Source organism: Paenibacillus sp. JT22N7 (assembly GCF_059383875.1).
This window is the reverse complement of the sequence record NZ_JBXENY010000008.1, coordinates 150,779-167,454: the sequence shown is the minus strand read 5'-3', so window position 1 is coordinate 167,454 and position 16,676 is coordinate 150,779. Positions and strand designations below refer to the sequence as shown.

General features: G+C 45.1%; 11 protein-coding genes and 2 pseudogenes. 10 read left to right on the top strand and 3 right to left on the bottom strand.

Annotated elements, in window-relative coordinates:
- Window positions 1-2: 2 nt before the first annotated feature.
- Window positions 3-1,619, bottom strand: a complete 1,617-nt coding sequence (locus AC50Y5_RS21725) for a xylulokinase (protein WP_494863683.1) — start codon at window positions 1,617-1,619, stop codon at window positions 3-5.
- A gap of 435 nt (window positions 1,620-2,054) precedes the next feature.
- Between AC50Y5_RS21725 and AC50Y5_RS21720 the strand changes: the two genes are divergently transcribed.
- Complete coding sequence (locus AC50Y5_RS21720; protein ID WP_056032181.1) at window positions 2,055-3,146, top strand: GntR family transcriptional regulator; 1,092 nt, start codon at window positions 2,055-2,057, stop codon at window positions 3,144-3,146.
- Between the two features lie 272 nt (window positions 3,147-3,418).
- Here AC50Y5_RS21720 and AC50Y5_RS21715 read toward each other — a convergent pair whose 3' ends face one another.
- On the bottom strand, window positions 3,419-4,456 hold the full coding sequence (locus AC50Y5_RS21715; protein WP_200931589.1) for a ketopantoate reductase family protein: 1,038 nt from the start codon (window positions 4,454-4,456) through the stop codon (window positions 3,419-3,421).
- Between the two features lie 237 nt (window positions 4,457-4,693).
- Between AC50Y5_RS21715 and AC50Y5_RS21710 the strand changes: the two genes are divergently transcribed.
- The 5 genes and pseudogenes from AC50Y5_RS21710 to AC50Y5_RS21690 all read left to right on the top strand — a co-directional run bounded on the left by AC50Y5_RS21710 (window position 4,694) and on the right by AC50Y5_RS21690 (window position 9,660).
- Complete coding sequence (locus tag AC50Y5_RS21710) at window positions 4,694-5,242, top strand: TetR/AcrR family transcriptional regulator (protein WP_056032184.1); 549 nt, start codon at window positions 4,694-4,696, stop codon at window positions 5,240-5,242.
- A 115-nt stretch (window positions 5,243-5,357) separates the two neighbouring features.
- Window positions 5,358-5,708, top strand: a pseudogene (locus tag AC50Y5_RS21705) (LysE family translocator); the annotation flags it as partial.
- A gap of 28 nt (window positions 5,709-5,736) precedes the next feature.
- A pseudogene (locus AC50Y5_RS21700) lies at window positions 5,737-6,276 on the top strand (AraC family ligand binding domain-containing protein).
- Window positions 6,277-6,400: 124 nt separating this feature from the next.
- Window positions 6,401-7,339, top strand: coding sequence for an alpha/beta hydrolase (locus AC50Y5_RS21695; protein ID WP_494863681.1), 939 nt, complete (start codon window positions 6,401-6,403; stop codon window positions 7,337-7,339).
- A 245-nt stretch (window positions 7,340-7,584) separates the two neighbouring features.
- Window positions 7,585-9,660: a serine hydrolase domain-containing protein gene (locus AC50Y5_RS21690; RefSeq protein ID WP_494863679.1), complete on the top strand. Its 2,076-nt coding sequence runs from the start codon at window positions 7,585-7,587 to the stop codon at window positions 9,658-9,660.
- A 387-nt stretch (window positions 9,661-10,047) separates the two neighbouring features.
- On the opposite strand, the gene AC50Y5_RS21685 is transcribed toward AC50Y5_RS21690, so the two are convergent.
- Window positions 10,048-11,514, bottom strand: coding sequence for a glycosyltransferase family 4 protein (locus AC50Y5_RS21685; protein ID WP_494863677.1), 1,467 nt, complete (start codon window positions 11,512-11,514; stop codon window positions 10,048-10,050).
- Between the two features lie 289 nt (window positions 11,515-11,803).
- Between AC50Y5_RS21685 and AC50Y5_RS21680 the strand changes: the two genes are divergently transcribed.
- The 4 genes from AC50Y5_RS21680 to AC50Y5_RS21665 are packed head-to-tail and all read left to right on the top strand — an operon-like array spanning window position 11,804 to window position 16,662.
- Window positions 11,804-13,078: a nucleotide sugar dehydrogenase gene (locus AC50Y5_RS21680; RefSeq protein ID WP_056032196.1), complete on the top strand. Its 1,275-nt coding sequence runs from the start codon at window positions 11,804-11,806 to the stop codon at window positions 13,076-13,078.
- Between the two features lie 12 nt (window positions 13,079-13,090).
- Window positions 13,091-14,053 carry an SDR family NAD(P)-dependent oxidoreductase gene (locus AC50Y5_RS21675; RefSeq protein ID WP_494863675.1) on the top strand — a complete coding sequence of 321 codons (963 nt, stop codon included), beginning with the start codon at window positions 13,091-13,093 and terminating at the stop codon, window positions 14,051-14,053.
- Between the two features lie 33 nt (window positions 14,054-14,086).
- Window positions 14,087-15,307: a glycosyltransferase family 4 protein gene (locus tag AC50Y5_RS21670; RefSeq protein ID WP_494863673.1), complete on the top strand. Its 1,221-nt coding sequence runs from the start codon at window positions 14,087-14,089 to the stop codon at window positions 15,305-15,307.
- Complete coding sequence (locus tag AC50Y5_RS21665) at window positions 15,304-16,662, top strand: glycosyltransferase family 4 protein (RefSeq protein ID WP_063892480.1); 1,359 nt, start codon at window positions 15,304-15,306, stop codon at window positions 16,660-16,662. The genes AC50Y5_RS21670 and AC50Y5_RS21665 overlap by 4 nt, the downstream gene beginning before the upstream one ends.
- The last annotated feature ends 14 nt before the right edge of the window (window positions 16,663-16,676 follow it).

The window sequence follows — 16,676 nt, the reverse complement described above, 5'->3', positions numbered from 1 at the left end:
CGCTAGTCCCTCCCGTTCTCTATCAGATGGTCTACAGCAGCCTGCTCAATGGCCAGCCCATTCCGGTAGCGCTCCATAAATAATTCAAAACCCAACACATCGGATGGGTCTGGAGAAATTTCCTGCCCTTCCACATCTTTAAAGACCTTCTGTTCAAGGAAGTCGTCCAGGCTTTCCTGCTGATCCTTGTTGATCAAATAAGAAGCAAGAAGCGCCATTCCCCACGCCCCGCCTTCGCCGGCTGTAGACATGACGGAAATCGGAACGTTCATCGCCGCGGCTACCATTTTTTGTCCGACGACAGGGGTTTTAAATAAACCGCCGTGAGCCAAAATGCTGTCAATGGCGACTTGCTCGTTTTCAGTCAAAATGTCCATGCCAAGCTTGAGTGCTCCGAAAGCCGTGAACAGATGGGTGCGCATGAAATTAGCCAGAGTGAAGTTGCTCTCCGGCGAGCGCACGAATAGCGGACGGCCTTTTTCAATACCGGTAATGTTTTCGCCGGAGTAATAACCGTAGCTCAGCAAACCACCGCCATCCGGGTCGGCCTCCAAAGCTTTATTAAACATGACGCTGAACAATTTTGCATTATCCGCTTCGTAGCCCATGGCTGCAGAAAATTCGCGGAACAATCCCATCCATGCGTTGATATCGCTGGAGCAGTTGTTGGCATGCACCATGCCAACCGGACTCCCGTCTGGCGTCGTGACCATGTCGATTTCCGGATAGACCTTGGATAATTCCTTCTCAAGCACAATCATCGCAAAAACGGAGGTGCCTACAGAGATGTTCCCCGTACGCTTTCTCACGCTATTCGTGGCAACCATGCCTGTCCCGGCATCACCTTCCGGAGGACAAAGCAAAATGCCTGGCTGCAGATCCAGTGACGGGTCCAAAATGCGGGCTCCCGCCTCCGTTAATTCCCCAGCTTGCTCGCCTGAAAGGAGGACTTTCGGAAGAAGATCCTCAAGCTTCCACGGATAACCGCCCGCTGAGATCAGTTCATCGAATTGCTTAACCATCAATGGATGGTAATTATGAGTCGATTCGTCAATAGGAAAAATACCAGAGGCATCCCCGATACCAATCGCTTTATTGCCAGTTAGCAGCCAGTGAATGTAACCGGCCAAAGTCGTCACAAAATCAATACGAGGCACATGCTCCTCTTTGTTTAAAATCGCTTGATACAAATGGGCGATGCTCCAGCGCTCAGGAATATTGAATTGGAACTTGTTCGTCAGTTCCCTTGCTGCCTCGCTGGTTGTTGCATTGCGCCAAGTCCGGAACGGTACGAGCAATTCACCCGTGCTGTCGAACGCCATATAGCCGTGCATCATTGCGGAAAATCCGATCGAGCCCACGGTCTTAAGGGTGACCTCGTATTTGCGTTCCACTTCTTGCTTCATTTCGCGATAAGCCGTTTGGAGGCCGGTGAGGATATCCTCTTGGCTGTATGTCCAAAATCCGTCTTTCAATTGGTTTTCCCATTCATAGCTTCCTGATGCGATAGTCTCAAAACGATGATCGATCAATACCGCTTTAATCCGCGTAGATCCAAATTCGATCCCCAGCGAAGTTTCTCCCTTAGTTATCGCTTCTTTCAACTCTACATGATTCATGATCACGCATGTCCCCTCTCTGTTCGCGGTTTTTAAACCTGAAGGATGGAAAATAAAGTGAATGTGACACCTCATAATAACGGGTCTATGTTGTTTCGTATAATAGCTGCTCCTAATTAAACGGTTCACCTCTTAAAGAGAGGCGTAACGATTTAATCAAAAGAAGGCGCTTTCCATTAGTGACAGCCTTAGTATATTTTTTGTACGTACATTTGTCAATACAAACAAATAGTTATACTTACAACGGCACGCTCTCCTCTTAATCCTTGGAGTTAGCTTCTTCTTTTCAGACATTTCCCCATGTAAAATCCCAGTAAAAAGCATGGAATTACCTCATTTTTTTCATGAAAAATGGTACTGCATTTTCATTCGCTGCAAATCATGTTAGAATGTGTACGTACAACTTTCTGAACAACGATGAAAGAAGTGGATTGCGTGAAGCCAAAGTATCAGATCATCATTGATGATATAAAAAGCAATATCCTGTCAGGAACGTACAAAGCAGGAGAGCAAATTTCTACAGAATCTGCTTTGCAGAGCAGTTATAATGTTAGCCGCCAGACGGTTCGGAAGGCCATTTTAGAGCTGTCCAATGAAGGGTTCCTAAGAAGCGAAAAAGGATCTGGGACGTATGTCAGCAGCCAATACCGCTCCAGATCGGGCGGGAATGCCGCCAAAAAAACGATAGGCGTCATTACGACCTATATCTCGGATTACATTTTCCCCTCTATTATCCGTGGTATTGAAGGCCGATTGAATGAAGACAACTATTCGTTACTGTTAGCCAGTACAAATAATGATATTATGCAGGAAAAAAAGGCGCTGGAAATGATGCTGTCCTATGGCGTGGACGGTCTCATTATTGAGCCGACCAAAAGCAATTTATACAACCCCAATATTGCTTATTACCTGTCTTTCAAGGAGCAGGAAGTTCCGTTCACCATGATTAACGCCTTCTATGAAGAGCTGGAGGTCCCTTTCTTCTGTTTGGATGACGTGCAGTCCAGCTATCTCGCAACCCGGGAACTGATTGCTAAAGGTCATTCCCAGATTGGCATTATCGCGAAAATGGATGATCTGCAAGGAAAATATCGCATGAAGGGATATATTAAGGCACTTGGGGAAGCCAAACTGCGGTTTCACCCCGAGCAGGTGCTTTCCTTCGACACGGCGACGAAGCCGAACCTCTCCACGAGCTTGGAGGAGTTCCTAAACGACAACAGGGATGTTCTGACTGCGCTTGTTTGCTACAACGACGAGGTAGGGCTGGAAGTTGTGCATGCCTGCAGAAAACTGGGGATATCCATTCCAGATGAACTATCCATCATTGGCCAGGACAATTCGTATATCGCCAAAAATGCGAATATTAAACTGACGACTCTGACGCACCCCCAAGAACAAATGGGACGGGACGCAGCGGACTGGGTCATTAAAAATTTACAAGGAAAAAAAGACCTGCCTACCAACACCTACTACCAACCCGTGTTAGTTGAAGGTGAAACCGTAAAAGAGATTGAAGTGGAGTAATTTTTTGTGATTAGGTTCGACTTAAAGGTTTCGGATCTGTCGGCGAAAAAGAAAAAAGGAGCCGCCGCGGCAAGCTCCTTCGTTGTGCTTATATTGCTGCCGGAAGCACCTCAGGCATCACGTTGTTCATTTTTAGACATCCGTTGGTCCTGCTCATAAATGCTGATGTCTAAATCTAGAACGGCCTACACACGTTTCATCCCCGAATATCGACCATTCAACTATTTCCTCATTTTTCTATCCAGCGTTCATTACCTGATCTATAAATGCCCTTAACTTGCCGCTTCGTGCTTCGAGAGACGTTTCAGCAATTCCTGCAGAGCTGGCATCTGATGGCCGCGACGCTGCCCTTCGGCAAGGGAGCTACGCATCGATTCAACGTCCTGAGCACGAACCTTGCCGCCATGATGGAAGCGGTTGAATGCCTGATAATCTAGCGGCAGCATGTCCCGCTCCATTTTAATGTGCACGTTTGCCGTCATGCGCGGCCCCATAACCAAGGCCATTAATTTGCCCAACAATCCATGCTGCGGCAGTGCCGCTATTTCGCCTTGTGCACGGATGGCAAGCCGCCAAAGCTCCTTGTTCGCCGAAACCGTCGAAAAATCAGACCAGCCCGCAATGTCACACGCTGCATATACAGGAAAGCCAATACTGGAATAAATGTTAAACATCGATGGGCTTACTTGACCACAGCGCGAAATCTTACTGCGGTTGTAAAGCTCAATGAATTGCTTCGCTGCCGCTTTATTGTTGGTCTCGACTTGGAAGCCGACCTTGTTCGTGGGATGCTTGTAACAGACAACAGCCTTTGCTATTTTCGCTGGATCTGTTGGTGCATGTACAGGCAGGTTCGCGCTTCCCTGGTGGCTGAGCATGCCGAGAATTCCTCTTAGCAAGCGATCTTCCGAAATTTGCATGACCTTGATATAGTGCTCGCGAAGGCCAATCCCGAAACCGTTCATAATGACAGTAGCTTTAGAAGCGCGCACGATGTCGCCTAATTTGCTCAACATAGCCATGCCTTCTGCCGTTCGACTGGCATTTCCGTCAAGTGTAATGAAAATAAACTGAAGTGGTGTATCCGCCAGTTCAGCGACATTCTCAATGACGTTGAAGCCGGTAAAATTTTTCAGTGTTGCATCGTCATAGCAATAAAGCTGTTGAGGAGATTGGAATGCCGTTTTCCGTCCTTCTCGCACGAGGAAGGTAATGTTAGCGCCGGACAAACTGAGATGGTAGCCGACAGAGAAGCCTACTGCCCCCGCTCCTACAATGAGAATATTGGGTTTGTTCATGCTAGTTGTCATTTTTATTCACTCTCCAATTATTCGTTGAAATAAATTTATGCCGCAGGAATAAGAGGAACGACTATGTGATTGCCGTTTCGTCCACCCCTATAAAATGAACACCTGTTGATTTAATATCATGGTGATAGTATAATCTCAAAATAGCCGCAAGCTCAATCATCAATATGCGGAATAATGTTATTCATTCAACACTTTCCCTGGCGTTTGTTCGATTAGATACGGAAAGGGACGGATCTTATGGTCGGAGTAAAAAACAATAGAAGAACCAAATATACGACGGAGCTTATTAAGCAGTGTTTTCTTGCTCTATTGGAAACGAGGAAATTGCCGCAAATAACGGTTACCGAAATATGCAAGCAAGCTGACATTAACCGAGGTACCTTCTATTTGCATTACAAAGATCCTTATGAATTATTTGAAGTGATGCAGAAGGAATTTAATCAAGAACTATGGGAGACGCTGCAAAAGGATCAAAGTCCATGCGCGGAAGATGGCTCCTTGATCAAGCTATTGAACATTATCCAAGAGAAGAAAACAATTTTTCGCATCATGATTTCGGATCGAGGAGAAAGCAGCTTTTTATCCGAGGTGCTGGTTGAGGTTCATCAAGATTATTTGCAAAGAAAAGGAGATGACCCAAACCGAAAAGACTCGTCCGCATTGGACTACTCTTTTACTTATATGGTTCATGGCTCAATGGGAGTCATTAATCAATGGCTGGAATCAGATGGCGAGGAAAGCCCGGAAGCGATTGCGCGTATCATTTCTTCTTTCAAACCACAATGAACGGCTCCTTTCCACTTAGATCCATGGCGGAAGAAGCTTTTTATCTGCAATAATATACTATAGGCTTATCCCTTTAAGATGTAGCATATGAGAATAGCTTGAAAGGGGTATTCTCATGGATATGACATCTTTTTTAATTTATTGCGTGATTGCTACTTTTACACCAGGTCCTACTAATATCGTCATATTATCTACCGTGCAAAATTCGGGTGCCAAACTAGCCTTGAAATATACGTATGGAGCAGCGGTTGGTTTTGGACTATTACTCGTTATATCGGCTATGTTGAATACGGCGCTCTTAACGATATTGCCGAAAATTCTATTGGTGATGCAGATAGTGGGAAGCTGTTATATGATCTATCTCGCTTATCAAGTCTACAAAATGGATGCATCAAACCCAGCTGCAAACCATACGGCTACCTTTAAGTCAGGCTTCCTTATGCAGTTTTTAAATCCAAAGGTAGTTCAGGTGTACTTAGATAGAGGTGAATCGAGTGGACAAATTTATTTATAAAAAATCGGCAAATATTACTGCGCTGTCAGCAAGCATGACTGATTTTAAATATAAAAAGCACGCTCATCAGGAATATGCAATAGGTGTAACCTTGCGTGGGATTCAACATTATAACATGGATGGCGGTTTGCAATTATCCTACCAAAACGGCATTATGCTTTTTAATCCAGAGCAGGCGCATGACGGTATGGCCCATGATAAGACAGGCCTCGATTATGTCATGCTGTATATTGAACCGCAATTGCTTCTAGACGTAATTGAGAAAAAGGATAAAAAGCAAAGGATATGCTTCATGCCCATTTTGAACATGTCCTTAAGCTTGACGAGATCTGTGAAGAGCTTCAATTATAACTGCAAGATCGAATATGCCAAGCAATTAATTGAAAAAAATAGCGATGTTTATTCAGCAGTAGCTGAATGCGGTTTTGTTGATTTAACTCATTTAAATAAACATTTTAAAGGCGTATATGGAACAACCGCATTTGAATATATTTCGCAAATAAATGGATGTGCAAAATAAAAGACTGCTCGTTCATCTTCCGTTCACATTGTCGTCATCGCGAGGACATCTTCGTCGTATAAGCTTACATGAGCAGCCTTTAAGGCAGTCTACTATCAAGATAACGACAGGAGAAGATACGATTATGAAAAAATGGCTTAGGGTTTTACTTAAAATATTGGCAGCAATTGTGATAGCAATAGTCGTTTTTATGGCTATTGTGTTTATAGTCAACAAGGTCAGCAGCAAATCTGAGCAAGGCAAAATACATGCCTATGGTCAGCTCGTACCCGTAGACGGGAAAAAGATGAATGTGCTGATTCAAGGGGAAGGCAAAGAAACCATCGTGCTTCTGCCGGGTTATGGAACAGCAGCGCCGGCGCTCGATTTTAAACCGCTAATCGATGAGCTGTCACCCTCTTACAAAGTAGTTGCAGTTGAACCATTTGGTTATGGCTTAAGTGATGGAACCGATAAGGAAAGAACGACAGAAAATATAGTAAATGAACTCCATGAAGCGCTGCAAGCCCTTAACATTGACCGCTATATTCTAATGGGCCACTCGATTGCAGGCATTTACGGTATCGATTATGCAAACAAATATACAAGCGAAGTTACTGCATTTGTGGGCATCGACAGCAGTGTTCCGACACAACCCGGCATGGATGTGAAATTCCCATTAAAAACGTTTGGTTTTCTCAAACAATCCGGTTTGCAACGATTGATCGTGAAAACAGGCAGCGACCCTTATGAAGGACTTCCATATGATGAGGAAACAAAAGAACAGCTGAGCATGCTTTCGCTCAAGAACAGCAATAGTCCCACGATGCTAAATGAAATGAAAAATATTTCTGCTAACTTTAAAGCAGCTGAACATTTAACCTTTCCAAAAGAGCTTCCGATTATTTTCTTTATCCAAGCGAATAATGAAGACATTCCAACCTGGATACCGCTGCATGAAGAGCAAATTAAAGATTCTGTGCATGGAAAAGTGATGACCTTTGAAGGCGGACATTATTTGCACCATACCAGATCCAAAGAAATCGCTGAAAACCTTAAGGCGTTTATGGAAGAAGCAAGGTGAAACGGCCGAAAGCCGTCCCCTGGCGGCGCGCGGCGTTTCAGTCCGACAAGCAGATAAACGCTTTTAGTATTCCCTATGCCATGGCCATATGTGCAAGCTTACTTGCATATGATGCCATGGCATTTTTTTACTTATTCATACTCCGTTCATAATGACGTCACGGTGAGGACATCCCCGTCATATAAGCTTTATTTAGCGGCCCTTAAGGCAGCTGAATACACTGCTGAAGATAGGAGTAGATAAACATGAAACGAACTTCCATTGTCGCTGTCACCCTCGCGCTGAGTATGCTGGCTCCCATGTCTGCAATGGCTGCTGCGAATAGCAACCCACTTGCTTTTGATGCGGCTAAAAAAATAGCGGCTGAGAAAACCAAGCTGCTGACAGAAACCTACAGCATCACAAGCGTCCAATACGCGCTCATCGATGACGGGGAAATTACGATTTCGGGGCATGCAGGAAAAAATGATTTAACGGATTCGATTCCACTTTCCTCAAAAACAATATACGGCATCGGTTCTACAAGCAAAATGTTTCTCACGGCGGCTGTTATGAAGCTTGTAGACGAGGGCAAGGTAGATTTGGATTTGCCCGTTGTGAACTATATCCCTGATTTTAAGATGAAAGACAACCGCTACAAACAGATTACACCACGAATGCTGCTGAATCATTCCTCCGGCTTACTCGGAACGACGGGCAATAATGCAACCTTGTACGGGGATAATGATACTTATGCACATGATACTTTTCTAGAGCAGTTGGCGACCCAAAGCTTAAAGGCAGATCCCGGAGCCTTTTCAGTCTATTGCAACGATGGTTTTACGTTGGCTGAGATTCTGGTAGAAAGAGTTAGCGGCATCGGCTTTACAGCATTTATACACAAATATATTACTGAGCCTCTAGACATGAGCCATACGAAAACACCGCAGGATCTCATTGATCAAGCGGCGCTGGCCGGCAGCTATTCCCCGCTGTACGAGGGACAGCTTCCACAAGAGAATTATAATATTATTGCAACGGGAGGGCTTTACTCCACAGCTGAAGATCTCGCTGCCTTTTCACAAATTTTCACAGGACAGGCTGAAGGCATTCTCTCTGCAAAATCGCTAGAAGCGATGGCACAAGAGGAGTATAAAAGCGGCATGTGGCCGGAGGAAGCCAATCCGTCCTACCTCTCCTACGGGCTAGGCTGGGATAGCGTCCACTTGTTCCCCTTTAACGAATACGGCATTAAGGCCCTTTCCAAAGGTGGCGACACGATTTCGTATCATTCATCCTTAGTCGTGCTCCCGGAATACAAGCTGTCTGCCGCTGTTATCTCTTCAGGTGGTTCAAGCGCATTAGACCAAATGATCGCCAATGAACTGCTGCTTAGCGTCCTTCAGGAGAAGGGTGTTATTAAAGAACGGAAACCGGAGGAGTCGTATGGCGTGCCTATTAAGGCAGACATGCCGCAAGAAATAACACAGTACGCGGGTATTTATGGTAGTGGTTCAAATAAGTTATTGAAGATAGAAGTGAATACTGAGGGCGAAATGGCTGTATCCACGGTTACGGCTCCGAACAATCCTGCCCAAACGTATACGTACACTGCTGACGGTTCTTTTGTAAACGATGAAGGCACAGAGAAATTAAAATTCGTTGAGGAGAAAAATGGGCATGCCTACTTGTGGTCCCGCTCCTATATAGCTGTACCGGGGATAGGACAAACGGCAATCTCCGAGTATAATGCCGAGAAGCTTGAAGACAACCCATTGGCTCAAGACGTAGCTGACGCATGGGAACAGCGTGACGGTCAAAAATATTATTGGGTGAATGGAAAATACACATCAACGTCCTACCTCCATTCAACACCTATCATACCTTTTCAGACCATTAAAGCAGTTCCAGGGTATGTGTTGAATCATAAAATTATTGGAGCAAACAAAGCCGTTAACCAGCTGCAAATCCCTGGCATGGATGGCCGTGACACGATGGAAATCGAATTTTTCAAGAAAAATGGAGTAGAGTATTTGAAGGCAGCAGGCAACCTATACGCCAGTGGGGAGCTTGTAAAACCGCTCTATTCGGGTAAACAATCCTGGGCAACGATCCAAGCGGACGGCGAAGCCAAATGGTATACCGTTTCAGCGAAGGATAAAGGAAAAGTTTTGACGGTTAACATGCCTGCCCACGGCTCCTTTGCCGTCTATAATCAAGCCGGAATATGCATAAACCATACCGTTATCAGTGATAACAATCAGGTCGTATTGCCAGAGAACGGCAGCGTTGTCTTTGCGGGCGAGGTTGGCTCTACGTTTGGCATTTCATTGAAAAAGTAAAAAATAGAGACTTGTCTTCATATATTAAACAACACTAGGGGTCACCTCATTTAAGGTGGCCCCTTTACTCCTTGAATTCGTATTAGAGACGTTGCCCAAAATATTATGAATGAGCAGCATTCTAAAGAAGGGACTGAACAATGCTGACATCCGGAATCTTATACCCGTTTGGAGCTGCTTGAAAAACACGCTCCCAGATGTCCTCCTCTATTGGAGGAAGCTCGTCATATCGCGGGTATACAAATAGAGAAGATAAAAGATTAGAGATTTTATCTACAGGCTGCGCTGGCTGTATGGCTGGATCATGGTCATTTGTGGGCACTACTTGTTGATTTTGTAATACATGGCTTGCCCGTTTCAGTCTGGGGTGACGTTTACGTACCCGCCTTACGATCTTTTTCTTGTAAATCTTCTTTGTTTTCTTCTTATTTTTCTTTTTCGCTTTATTGCTGCCGGTTGTTTTTTTCTTCGATTGGCGCGCCATTTTCTTCTTCCCCTCTGTAGTGGCGTTATTGGGCTTTGCTGCTCAGTCTGCTGTGCGAGCTGTGGTTCGATTTGCGGTTCGATCTGTTGCTCAGCCTGCTGTTGAGCAGGCTGTTCCGTCTGCGGCTCAATCCCCGTATTTTGTTCGGGATGCTTGCTCCTCGCCAACTCATACAGTGCTAACACACGGTTAGTCATCTCAGGCAATGCCCAATGCCGCTCTCCCCATTCTTTTGCCTGACTCGCCATGCTGCTTAACCAGTTTGTATCCTGTAAAGCGGATCTTAAGCATAAATGCAGCTCATTAATATCTCCGGCATGAAATACAAGCCCATTCACGAAATGGGTTACCATTTCCGGTATACCGCCAGCGTCAGAAGCGATGACCGGCTTGCCCGCTATTTGAGCCTCAATAACGGCAAACGGCTGATTATCCTGCATGCTGGGCAAAACGATAAAATCTGCCTGATGAATCAAAGCTGGAACGTCCTCACGGTTTCCTAAAAATATGACGTGGTCGCCCAGACCGTAATCTTTCGTTATATTCATGATTTCATCACGGAGTGAGCCTTCTCCAGCTAACCAGCAAACCCAGTCCGAACGCTCCGCTTTCAGTTTTACTAGTGCATGAATGAGATAAATATGTCCTTTCACAACATCAAAGCGGGCAGGGCATAAAAATACACTTACTCCTTCAGGCTTGACAATCATGGAATCACGCAGCATATTTTGTTGAAATTGTTCTTTATCAAATCCATAGTGGCTTACGATAATATTGGGTTCGGGAACTGCAAAATCCTCAACCATTACTCTTTTTAACCACTCTGAAGGCGATATCGTGACATCACTGACTGTTGCCCCCAGATGCTCACGTAATGCCGAATATTTCCAAAGAGGGGAGTTTGTATCTTGGTCTGTTAACCCCAATGTCTTTAATCTAACGAACCATTCCTTCGTGAGGCATCCGTGAATAGTCGTTACTAAGGGCGTATGAGGAGGCTTCACACGTGACAATGCATGAGCACTCATAATGTCCTGTGCGTGTATTAAGTCATACTCGGCCAAGCCGAAATACATAGCAGCTGCTTCAAAACAGTAACGCTCAACTTCAGAAAATGTAATCCAGGGATCAATTCCGGACAAATGGTGTTCCATGTAGTGGTTCGATTGATGGGCAATCAGTGGTTGCAGCTTGGCTTTATCAATAGCCATTTCTTTGCCTGGAATATAAAACCCCTGCCCATCAGGTGTCGGGGAGAAGATATCAACATGATGCCCCGCGAACTTTAGACCTTTTTCCAGCTGATTTACATATGTGTTTACGCCGCCGGCATGTGGCAGCGACCAACTGCAGGCGATTAATATTCGCATGTGTTCCCTCCGATTGGTCTGTCGTCCAAATATAATATGAGATTTCAAGTGCGTTGTTAACGTACACCAACCTATTTATCCCTCGCATCGATACAGGCAATTATCATATCGTTCTTTCTTTCCAGCCCCTTTAATTCCAACTATTGTTTCCGAAACCCAGCGCCTCTCTCTATTTCTGCTAGACCTCGTGATACTCTACTATTTCCATAAAATTTAGACACTCAACTATAGCGGCTTTCATTCATTCGCGTATCATGCTAGAAGAAGAATGAAAGGAGCTGACAGAATTATGGAGCAGGCCCCTGAGTATAAAATTGGTATTATCGGTCTGGGGTACGTCGGATTGCCACTCGCCAAATTGTTTCTGGAAGGAGGAAACACGGTTTATGGCATTGATGCAGACGAACGAAAAATCAATATGTTGAACAAGCAGCAATCCTACCTGTCTGACTTTAATAGAAAAGACATCCGAAAGCTTTTTAGTAAAAATAGTTTTCATGTAGGTACTGCATTCGATGTCATTGAGAAAGTCGATGTCATAATCCTTTGCGTTCCGACACCGCTTGATGAGCAGCATCAACCTGATTTGAGCTATGTAATAGGCGCAGCACAAAGCTCACTCCCCTATTTGCATAGAGGGCAGCTTATTGTACTGGAAAGCTCTACATTTCCAGGAACAAGCGAGGAACGGCTAAAACCGATGTTGGAGTCAACTGGACTTCTTGTAGGTAAAGACATTTCGCTCGCCTATTCACCAGAGCGAATTGATCCCGGTTCTAAATGGGAGCTGGAACAAATCCCTAAAGTGGTTGGCGGCGTAACTCCATCCTGCACAGCCTATGCGAAGCAAGTATATGGCTCAGTGTTTAATGAAGTGGTCCTCGTGTCATCGCCACGCGTAGCTGAAATGACGAAGCTTCTGGAAAACTGCCAGCGATACTTGAATATTTCATTTATGAACAGTCTGTTGAAGTTAAGCGAGGAGCTGGATATTAATCTCTGGGAAGCCATCGAGGCTGCGGGAACTAAGCCGTTTGGATTTACAAAATATTATCCAGGCCCTGGCGTTGGAGGGCATTGTATTCCGGTTGACCCCCTATATTTGCTCTGGAAGGCGAGAGAACATCATATGGATTTGCCGTTCATTGACCTTTGCCATCAAGTAAACGAGGATATGCCTGGGTATATTGTGGGACGAGTGGCAAAAAGCCTGCAGCCAAAAGCGCTTAACGAATGCAGTGTGCTTGTCATTGGAGTTACGTATAAAAAAGACGTTAACGATATGCGGGAGTCCGTTGCGCTGCCTATTATGGAGCATTTACTGCAAGCGGGCGTCAATCTGGGATACTTTGACCCCTATGTGAAAACTCTGAAAATAGGTGAAACTGTCCTTCATAGTACACCGCTTACTGCCAGAAAAATGAAAAATTATGATTGCACTTTAATTTTAACGGATCATTCTAATATCCCATATGAGCTTCTTGTGGCGCACACGCCCATTGTCATCGATACACGTAACGCCACTGGAAAAATGGCAGATCGAAACAATGTTATTTTACTCTAGGAGGGTATTCCAATGAAGGTAGTAGTAACGGGTGGTGCAGGTTTTATCGGCTCTCATTTAGTAGAGCGTCTGCTGGAAGCGGGCCATACGGTTTGGTCGTTGGATGATTTCTCGACCGGACGGCCGGAGTTTTTATCCCATCTTCAAGCTAATAAACGTCATACGCTCATCCAAGGCTCAGTAACTGACCGAAGGACGCTCAAGAAATTGATGGATAGAGCGGATGTTGTCTTTCATCTTGCTGCTGTATTGGGTGTCAAAAATACAGTAGAGGATCCCCTCAAGGTTATTGAAGGCAACATTGATGGCACGCGCAATGTCCTTGAATTGGCATATCCACGTCATACAAAGGTCATTTTTTCATCAACGTCAGAAATATATGGAAAAAATGAAGTTCTGCCCTTCCACGAAATGTCCGATCGTTTTTATGGTGCCCCCTCTGTCCATCGTTGGTGTTATGCAACAGCAAAATCGCTCGATGAGCATATGTGCTTCGCCTATGCAGCAAAGGGACTCCCTGTCACTGTGCTTCGATATTTCAATGCATATGGACCAAGACAAACGAACTCGCAATATGGCGGGGTAGTCGCAAGATTTATAAAAGCAGCTTTGAAAGGGGAACCGCTAGAGGTTTATGGCGACGGAGCACAGACGCGTTGCTTCACCTATGTGGACGATACGGTTAATGGTACCTTAGCAGCACTTCACGAGAAAGCAAACGGACTCGCCTTTAATATTGGCTCAAATTGCCCTATCACAATCTGGGAGTTGGCGCAGTTGATTATTAGGCTTAGCGGGTCGACCTCTCCGATCTTGCTCAAATCGTATGCCGAAGCTTACGGCTCAGGCTATGAGGATATGCCTGGACGTGAGCCGGATTTGACTCGATCCGAATCATTGCTCGGCTACAAGCCTTCCGTGAATTTAGAAGAGGGGCTTTACAAGACAATCGAATGGTATCGTAATCGGTTATGATATGAATCCTTGCAGCCGAATGGGGAGTGACAGATGAAAATTGGACTTGTTTCCTATTGGTGTATTCCTTATACAGGCGGAGTATCCACTTATGTTTTGGCGCTGCGAAAAGGCCTTGAGGAGAGGGGACATGAAGTTGACATCCTCTCCCATAACCAATCCGGATTACATTATCATATCGTTGATAAAGGCAAATCCATGGATAAGCAAACCTTTTTAACTCCGATTATGAAACAAATTGGGATTCGCTTCAATATGAATTCAAGAAACTACGATGCTTGGCTTGCGGCAATGGAAGGTGAGCGTCTTGCTTTTCGTCAAGCTCTAACAGCATTCACACTAACAAAATACGATGTACTTCATGCACAAGATGTCATTTCTGCGACTGCTGTTTCTGAAATTAAGCCAAAGAACACTCCGCTTGTCGTTACCCTCCACGGCAAGCTGGCAGCCGAATGGAAGCTTCAAGGTGTTATTTCTGACCCCTCCCCGGCAGCAACGTGGGCCAATACACTTGATCAATATGGAAGCAGGGTGGGAGACCGAATCATCGTCCCTTCAGAGTGGCTCAAGCAGCAGTATGAGTCAACTAGCGATTTAGAAAAAGATCCATTTGACGTCATACCATATGGCTTCGATACGTTATCTTTTCTTCGCCAAGCCATAAGTCTGAATGGGGCCATTCCAAAAAACGATTTAAAGCTAATCGTTTGTCCGGCGCGCCTAGACGCGGTTAAAGGCCACGAGGTTTTACTACACGCTCTTGAACTTCTGCGAAAGAGACGGTCAGATTGGGTTTGTTGGCTAGTTGGGGATGGTCCGCTGCGCCCAAGGCTTGACCAACTGACCAATGATTTAAAGCTTCAGCAGCATGTTATGTTTCTGGGACATCGCAACGATATGGCAGCACTTCTAAGTCAGGCTGATATGGTTGTGGCACCAAGTATTCATGACAATTTCCCTTTTGTCATCATGGAGGCACAAGTAGCCGGGAAGCCAATAATTGCGTCGGATGCAGGAGGAATTCCAGAAATGATAGCTGATAGAGAAAGCGGGTTATTATTCACATCCGGTCGTGCAGATTTATTATGTGAACGCATCAATGAACTGCTTGACGATGACAGGCTTCAGAAAAGACTTGCCAATCAAGCCAGATACCACGGGCTTAGGCAATGGTCTTTGGATACAATGACGGAACGAACGCTCCAACTGTACGATGAGGCACTTCAAGCCAAGCAGAGTGGTGGAAAATGAGGATTCTCCTTGCCACGTATTGGAAGCTTCCACATGTTGGCGGTGTATGGGCATATATCCAAGATTTAAAAACTAGTTTGGAGCGTCTAGGCCATGAGGTAGATGTGTTTGCGTTACATCCCGATGAAAAAAGCTACTATATGCTGGGTACAGGGCAGCGAGTACAGAAAAGGTATTTCAAACAGCTCGTCGAGAGAGAAATTAAGGCCGTATATGCTGCACAGCAAATTCCCATCGATCCATGGATCGTCGACCAAGAAATTGAGTTTTGCACCTATGCGCTAGCAGCCTCGTATTTCGGACTGAAAAAATATGATTTGATTCATGCACAGGATGTCATATCCTCCCGGGCGCTATGGCAGATTAAGCCGGAGGGCCTGCCTTTAATAAACACTATTCATGGATGCCTGGCGACCGAATACTGGATTTCGCTTGAAGGAAAAGCACCACCTGAATTCATTTGGAAATATGCTTGCGCAAGAGAATATTACGGAGCTACTTCGAGCGATTTGTCCATCGTGCCGACAAAATGGCTGCAGCAAACACTAGCCAGCTATTTAGTGCCCATCGATCATATGGAAGTTGTACCCTATGGAATGAACGTTGAACATCATTTGCAACGGATGAAAGAGAATACTACCTTAAAGCTCCCGTCCAATCTTAACATTATTGCCTGTCCAGCTAGGCTTGATAAAGTGAAAGGTCATAGCAGCTTGCTCAGTGCTTTATACAAGTTAAAGCAGACCAGGAGCGATTGGATTTGTCTGTTTATTGGTGACGGCTATCTTCGGTCGGAGTTGGAAAATCAGACTGCTCATTTGGGACTGAGTCAACATGTGCTTTTTATTGGCAGCAGAAACGACGTTCCCGCACTGCTGCAGCAATCCGATATTGTTGTACTCCCGAGTCTGCATGATAACCAGCCTTATGCTGTGATGGAAGCGCAAATCTCGCGCAAGCCCCTCGTCGTCTCCAATGCCGGTGGAATTCCGGAAATGGTGCGGCATAACCATACCGGATTGATGGCAAAAGCAGGTGATAGCAATGAACTGTCACGTTACTTGCAAGTACTGCTCGAAAACCAATCGCTTTCACAAAGATTAGCTTATAACGGTTACGAATGGGGGATCAGACAATGGTCGCTTCCGAAGATGGTCGATCGGGTAGTTGACTGTTATGAAATACTTCTAAGTAACCAGCATATACGAAAAGCAAATCATCCTCCGAAATATGCTGGCCATTATGGATCTGGCATATGTGAATTGCTCCGCAATAATCAACGAATGTATATTCCAGCTTCCTTCTCCATCGTGGATGATCACATTGTCGGCTCGATTATTTTTCAAGCGAGATAAGATTAACTAAAAGT

Bases quoted from the DNA above. Each gene is read 5' to 3' on its own strand.
- AC50Y5_RS21725 (WP_494863683.1), bottom strand. From the start codon at position 1,619: ATGAATCATGTAGAGTTGAAAGAAGCGATAACTAAGGGAGAAACTTCG.
- AC50Y5_RS21715 (WP_200931589.1), bottom strand. From the start codon at position 4,456: ATGACAACTAGCATGAACAAACCCAATATTCTCATTGTAGGAGCGGGG.
- AC50Y5_RS21710 (WP_056032184.1), top strand. From the start codon at position 4,694: ATGGTCGGAGTAAAAAACAATAGAAGAACCAAATATACGACGGAGCTT.
- AC50Y5_RS21695 (WP_494863681.1), top strand. From the start codon at position 6,401: ATGAAAAAATGGCTTAGGGTTTTACTTAAAATATTGGCAGCAATTGTG.
- AC50Y5_RS21690 (WP_494863679.1), top strand. From the start codon at position 7,585: ATGAAACGAACTTCCATTGTCGCTGTCACCCTCGCGCTGAGTATGCTG.
- AC50Y5_RS21685 (WP_494863677.1), bottom strand. From the start codon at position 11,514: ATGCGAATATTAATCGCCTGCAGTTGGTCGCTGCCACATGCCGGCGGC.
- AC50Y5_RS21680 (WP_056032196.1), top strand. From the start codon at position 11,804: ATGGAGCAGGCCCCTGAGTATAAAATTGGTATTATCGGTCTGGGGTAC.
- AC50Y5_RS21675 (WP_494863675.1), top strand. From the start codon at position 13,091: ATGAAGGTAGTAGTAACGGGTGGTGCAGGTTTTATCGGCTCTCATTTA.
- AC50Y5_RS21670 (WP_494863673.1), top strand. From the start codon at position 14,087: ATGAAAATTGGACTTGTTTCCTATTGGTGTATTCCTTATACAGGCGGA.
- AC50Y5_RS21665 (WP_063892480.1), top strand. From the start codon at position 15,304: ATGAGGATTCTCCTTGCCACGTATTGGAAGCTTCCACATGTTGGCGGT.